This window comes from Mycobacterium sp., from assembly GCF_035506235.1.
Classification (GTDB): Bacteria; Actinomycetota; Actinomycetes; order Mycobacteriales; family Mycobacteriaceae; genus Mycobacterium.
Genome location: NZ_DATJPU010000113.1, coordinates 1 through 5363 on the forward strand (window position 1 = coordinate 1; position 5363 = coordinate 5363).

Here is a 5363-nt window from a genome sequence, read left to right on the forward strand (position 1 = left end):
GGCGGTGACGACAGGAGGCGGCCCGGATGCTGTTGGAGTTCGATGCCGATCAGCGGCTGTGGCAGAAGACCGTTCGCGACGTCGTCGCCAAGCAGTGCCCGCCGTCGCTGGTGCGCAGCGTGGCCGAGGACGGCGTCGACCCGAGCCCGTTGTGGAAGTCGTATGTCGACCAGGGCTGGACCGAGCTGAACGATCCGGCCGGCGCCGTGGAGCTGGCCATCGTGCTCGAGGAGTTGGGGCACGCGACCGATCCCACCCCGTTCCTGGCGACGATGAGCCAGTTCGCCCCGCTGGCCGCCGATCGGTTCGACCCGCACGAGGCCGGAGCCGCCGTATACGGCGGGGTCTGGGCGCACCGGCACGCCGACGGCTGGGTGTTGGACGGCACCGCCCGCCACGTCCTCGACGGTGATCGTGTCGACCGGTTGGCCGTGGTGACCGACGCCGGGGTGTTCGTCGTCGCGGCCAATCAGGTGTCGGCCCGCCGCTCGGCGGTTTTCGACCCCGTCCTGCACGTCGCCGATCTGTCGTTCGGCGAAGTCCGGGTGCCCGACAGTGCCCGGCTCACCGTGGACGCGGAGCGCGCGCGCCATGTCGCGTTGACGGGCATGGCGATCACGATGGTCGGCGCCTGCCAGCGCATCCTCGACATGGTCCTCGACCACGTCCGCAACCGGCAGCAATTCGGTGTGCCGATCGGTTCCTTCCAGGCCGTCCAGCACAAGGCCGTCGACATGCACGTCGCGGTGGAACGCGCCCGGGCGCTGGCCTACTTCGCCGCGCTGACGATCGCGGCCGACGATCCCCGCCGCCGGCTGGCGGCCGCCATGGCCAAGGCGTCGGCGGGGGAGTGCCAGTCGCTCGTATTCCGGCACGGCCTACAGCTTTTCGGTGCGATGGGCTTCACCTGGGAGAACGACCTGCAGTTCGCGCTCAAGCGGGCCAAGGCCGGCGAGCTCATGCTCGGCGGCGCCGCGGAACACCGGGCGCGGATCGCGGAGGAGTACCGTGCAGCTGAATTTTGATCCCGACGTCGAGGCGTTTCGGGCGGAGTTCGCGGCGTTCCTGGACGAAAACCTGCCGGACGCAAGCGAAACGCTGGAGCGCCCCCGATCGGTCTCCCACATGCCGCAGTGGGCCCGTCGCTGGCAGCGGCTGTTGTTCGACAACGGCTGGCTGCTGCCAAGTCAGCCGCCGGAGTTCGGCGGGCGCAACGCGACCGTGCTGCAGCAGTTCGTTTACCTGGAGGAGCTCAGCCGCCGCCGGATCTATCACAGCTTCAATCCGCAAGGCGTGAATATCGTTGCGGCATCGCTGTTGTCGTTTGGCAGCGACGAACAAAAACTTCGGTGGGCGGTACCCATCCTGCGTGCCGAGATCACCGCGTCGCTGGGGATGAGCGAGCCCGGTGCCGGCTCCGATCTGGCGTCGCTGCGCACCCGCGCCGTTCTCGACGGCGATCACTTCGTGGTCAACGGTCAGAAGGTGTGGACCTCCGGGGCCCACGACGCCGACGTCTTGCTGACCTTCGTCCGGACGAATCCAGATGCGCCCAAGCACAAGGGAATTAGCGCGCTGGTGATTCCCACCGGCACCCCCGGCGTCGTGCGCAGGCCCTTCCCGTCGATCTGTTCGATCGACGACCTGGACTTCAACGAGGTGTTCTTCACCGATGTGCGGGTACCGGCGGAGAACCTGGTCGGTGAGCTCGACCAGGGCTGGCGGGTGGCCAACGGATCGCTGGGCCACGAGCGCACCATGATGTGGCTGGGCTTCGCCGATCGTCTCGACAACATGATCGCCGACTTCCATCCCGGCACCGAGGTCGAGCGCGACGAATACGCCTCGACGATCATGGACAAACAGGCGCTGCGCCTGCTGGGTTCGGCGGCTCTGGCCCGCGCCGCCCGCGGCGAAGACGACGTGGCCGCGATCTCGGTGCTCAAGCTCCTGGGTTCGGAAGCGGAGCTGCGCGGGATGGATCTCGCGCTGACGTCCGCCGGGGCCGGCGGGCTGATTCATCCGGGCCAGACCGGGCCGTATGCGCACATGAATCTGGACCACTATTTCGCCAGCTGGTTCGAGCGTTATGCCCGAAGCTTTTCCGGGACGATCGCCGGTGGCACCTCGGAGATCCAGCGCAACATCATCGCCCAGCGGGTGCTCGGCCTACCGCGCGGCTGAGGCCTCTTTAATCCCCGGCCGTCACGCTGGTGTGTCCCCGCAAGCGGGCGGTGGGGGGAGTTCCTAGGCGACCAGACACAAAAGCCCCCGACACGCCGATGTCATGGGGGCTTTTGTGTCTGCTCGCGCTAGTCAATGACGGCGGCTTCCTTGCGCTCGGTGATCGGCCTGGCCAGCTCCTGCTCATCGCAGGCGCGTTGCAGCTTGTCGAGCGTCTCGTCGAGGCCCGCGCCCAGCCTGGGGCCGGGTGTGAAGGTGGCCGGCAGCCTGCGCATGCCCTGGATGACGCCGATGGTCTCGTAGTGCACGGTGCCCTCGGGGTCACATCGGTAGTCGGGCATCCGGTCGAGAACCGCCGTGAGCATGGACTTGAACACGGTGCGCGCCACGTTCGATCCGATGCAGCGGTGCACTCCAAGGCCAAAGCTGAAGTGCCGGTTGCCTTTGCGGTCGAGGATGACCTCGTCCGGGTCGTGGAAGACCGACGGGTCGCGGTTGGCCATGGCCCACGAGATCCACAGCCGGTCACCCTCTTTGAAGCGCACCCCGTCGAGTTCGACATCGTCGGAGAATGTCCTGCCATCGCCGGGTGCCGGGGTGAAGTAGCGCAGGAACTCTTCGGTCGCGGGGTCGAGCAGCGTGTCGCGTTGCCGGCCGAGCAGCTCGCGCTGGTCGGGGTTTTCCGAAAGCCATTCCAGGGAATGAGCCGTCAGTGCCGTCGTGGTGTCGAAGCCGCCGCCGATCACCAGGCCGAGATTGCCGAGGATCTCCAGATCGGGCGCGGGCTGCCCGTCAATCCGCATCTCGACCAGAGCGTTCACGATTCCGGGCCGCGGCTTTTCGCGAATCTCGATCATGTTGTTGACCAGGTCGAGCCCCATCTGCCGGTGCATCTCGGTGACTCGCTGGATGTCGGGGGAGTGCTCGGGCGTGTAGATCGCGGCATGCGTCGGCTCGCTGTACATCTTCCAGTTCCGCAGCGGGATGCCCAGCAACGCCAGCGTCAGAACCGCGGGCACAACGTTGGCCAGGTCCTCGACGAAGTCGATGCGCCCTTCCTCGATCTTCTCGTCGAGGCAGGCGCGCGTCACGTCATCGATGAACGGCGCCCACCGCTTGACCGCGGCCGGTGACAGGTAGGGGTTCAACACATTTCGGTAGATGCGGTGTTCGGGGTCGTCCATCTCCAGGATGCCGCCCCGCACGCCGTTGATGCGGCTGGCCGTCGGGATCGAAATGCCCTTGTAGCCGCGGCGTTCGTTGTTGACGTCGTGGTCGTTGGAGACCGCCGGGCAGCGGGCGAGTTCGAAGACCTCGCGGCTGCCGGCCGCCACCCAGTGCCCGCCGTAGGTGTCGCTCCAGGCCATCGGGCAGCGGGCCTGCATCTCCTCGGTGATCGCCTTGAACTGCGAGCGGTACTCCGCGGAGTGCCGATCGAAGTGATACCGGTTCCGCTCGCGATCGCTGTCACCGACTTTGTCATCAACACTGTCGTCGACACTCAAGGCGCTGTCTCCCTTTATGTTTCATCCGTGATGATGATCGCCTGCTCCGGGCAGGATCGCGCGGCCTCGCGGACCTGATCCTCGCGATCGTCCGGCACCACTTCGTCGATCGCCGACGAGCTGCCGTCGATGTCGCTGAGCTGGAAGGAATTTGGAGCGATCATCGAGCACAGGGTGTGGCCCTGACAGCGTTCCGGATCAACCCAGACCTTCACGATTACTCCCTTTGAGGATCAAGTTGTCTTCAGGAATTAGTAGTGGTACCGATGATGTCGCCGTCTGCCACTGTCTCTCCTCGTCGATGCTCAGGTGTTTCGGCCACCGTTGACGCCCAATATCTGACCGGTGATGTAGCCGGCCTCCTCGGAAATCAGAAAGGCGCACGCCGCCGCGATGTCTTCCGGCTTGCCCATCCGGCGCACCGGGGTCCGGGCGATGGTCGCCTCGATGTCGCCGAGGAACCCGTTCTGTTCGGCGGCGCGCAACATCGGGGTGTCGATGAACCCCGGCGGCACGGCGTTGACGGTGATGCCGCTGGGCCCGTACTCGAGCGCCAGCGACTTGGTGAGGCCGTTGACGGCGGACTTGGCCGCCACGTAGTGGCTCATGTAGGGCGCGCCGGAATGCGTGCTCGACGACGAGATGTTGACGATCCGCCCCCACCCGGCCTCGACCATGTCGGGCAGCACCGCCTGAATCATGTGGAAGACCCCGTTGAGGTTGACATCGATCACGCGGTGCCAGTCCTCGAAGGTGATGTTGCTGAAGCGCTTGAAGCCGTCCAGGCCCGCGGCGTTGACCAGAACCGTCACCGGCCCGAGCCGGGCGCGGATGGCCGCGAGCGCGGCATCCACTTGCGATCGGTCGGTGACGTCGGCGGTAAAGGCGAAATCGGTTTCCGATGGCCTGAGGTCGACCGTGGCGACGTCGAGACCGTCGGCGCGCAGGCGTTGCGCGACCGCTTGACCGATGCCGGAGCCGCCACCGGTGACGACCGCGGTCTTCACGTTCCCGACACCAAGCTGGCCTCGGCGCCAAATGTCGCCGTCTCAGTCACAAAGAATCTCCCTTGCAATTATGAGAACCTTACTCTCGCCGCAGAGCGCCATGCAACACGGGTCTAAAACCATCTTCGGCCTGCGCCGAGACGCCCGCTGCCGCAACGCTTCAGCGTTGACGCCGCTGGTCGGCGGCCCTGTCCTATTCCTGAGAGTTTCTTGAATTATCGAGACCCGAATGTAAGATTCGCCGGAGACGAGAATGAAATTATCGTGACCGTCACCACACAAGGAAGTAGGGATGCCAGTGCAGGACACGGCAGACACCGCCTTGGGGACCACCTCGGTGACCATCGCGGATGCCGCGCCCGAGCCACGGGTCGACCGCCGGCTGCTGATCGACGGCCGGCTCGTCGCCACCGACGCAACGTTCCCCTCGATCAATCCCGCCGCCGGTGCCGTCATCGGACATGCTCCCGACGCCGGCGCGGAGCAGGCCGCGGCGGCGATCGCGGCGGCCCGGCGTGCGTTCGATACGACCAGGTGGTCGACCGACGTCGAGCTGCGGGCGCGCTGCCTCGACCAGTTGCACCGTGCGCTGGTCGGGCATGCCGAGGAGCTTCGTGAGCTGACCATCGCGGAAGTCGGCGCCACGCGCGCCCTCACGCACGGCGCC

Annotated in this window: 6 protein-coding genes; 3 read left to right on the plus strand and 3 right to left on the minus strand. The window is 66.4% G+C overall.

All coding sequences use genetic code 11. The features are described 5' to 3' along the window. Nucleotides 1-26 precede the first annotated feature (26 nt). Nucleotides 27-1025 carry an acyl-CoA dehydrogenase family protein gene (locus tag VMD50_RS10550; RefSeq protein WP_325427518.1) on the plus strand — a complete coding sequence of 333 codons (999 nt, stop codon included), beginning with the start codon at nt 27-29 and terminating at the stop codon, nt 1023-1025. Continuing rightward, on the plus strand, nt 1009-2184 hold the full coding sequence (locus VMD50_RS10555) for an acyl-CoA dehydrogenase family protein (RefSeq protein ID WP_325427520.1): 1176 nt from the start codon (nt 1009-1011) through the stop codon (nt 2182-2184). Before VMD50_RS10550 ends, VMD50_RS10555 begins: the two co-directional genes overlap by 17 nt. Before the next feature lie 128 nt (nt 2185-2312). On the opposite strand, the gene VMD50_RS10560 is transcribed toward VMD50_RS10555, so the two are convergent. The 3 genes from VMD50_RS10560 to VMD50_RS10570 all read right to left on the minus strand — a co-directional run bounded on the left by VMD50_RS10560 (nt 2313) and on the right by VMD50_RS10570 (nt 4696). Then, entirely contained in the window at nt 2313-3569 is a 1257-nt protein-coding gene (locus VMD50_RS10560; RefSeq protein ID WP_414686042.1) for a cytochrome P450, read from the minus strand. Between the two features lie 134 nt (nt 3570-3703). Beyond that, the gene (locus tag VMD50_RS10565; protein WP_325427524.1) at nt 3704-3904 is read right to left on the minus strand and encodes a ferredoxin; all 201 of its coding nucleotides are present in this window, start codon (nt 3902-3904) and stop codon (nt 3704-3706) included. Between the two features lie 90 nt (nt 3905-3994). Beyond that, nucleotides 3995-4696: an SDR family NAD(P)-dependent oxidoreductase gene (locus VMD50_RS10570; RefSeq protein WP_325427526.1), complete on the minus strand. Its 702-nt coding sequence runs from the start codon at nt 4694-4696 to the stop codon at nt 3995-3997. A 385-nt stretch (nt 4697-5081) separates the two neighbouring features. Here VMD50_RS10570 and VMD50_RS10575 point away from each other — a divergent pair. Beyond that, nucleotides 5082-5363 (plus strand): aldehyde dehydrogenase family protein (locus tag VMD50_RS10575; RefSeq protein ID WP_325427528.1); only part of this gene is annotated, 282 nt, incomplete at its 3' end.

Excerpts from the sequence above, each read along its gene's own strand:
- VMD50_RS10560 (WP_414686042.1), bottom strand. The coding sequence starts at position 3,569 with ATGCAGGCCCGCTGCCCGATGGCCTGGAGCGACACCTACGGCGGGCAC.
- VMD50_RS10550 (WP_325427518.1), top strand. The coding sequence starts at position 27 with ATGCTGTTGGAGTTCGATGCCGATCAGCGGCTGTGGCAGAAGACCGTT.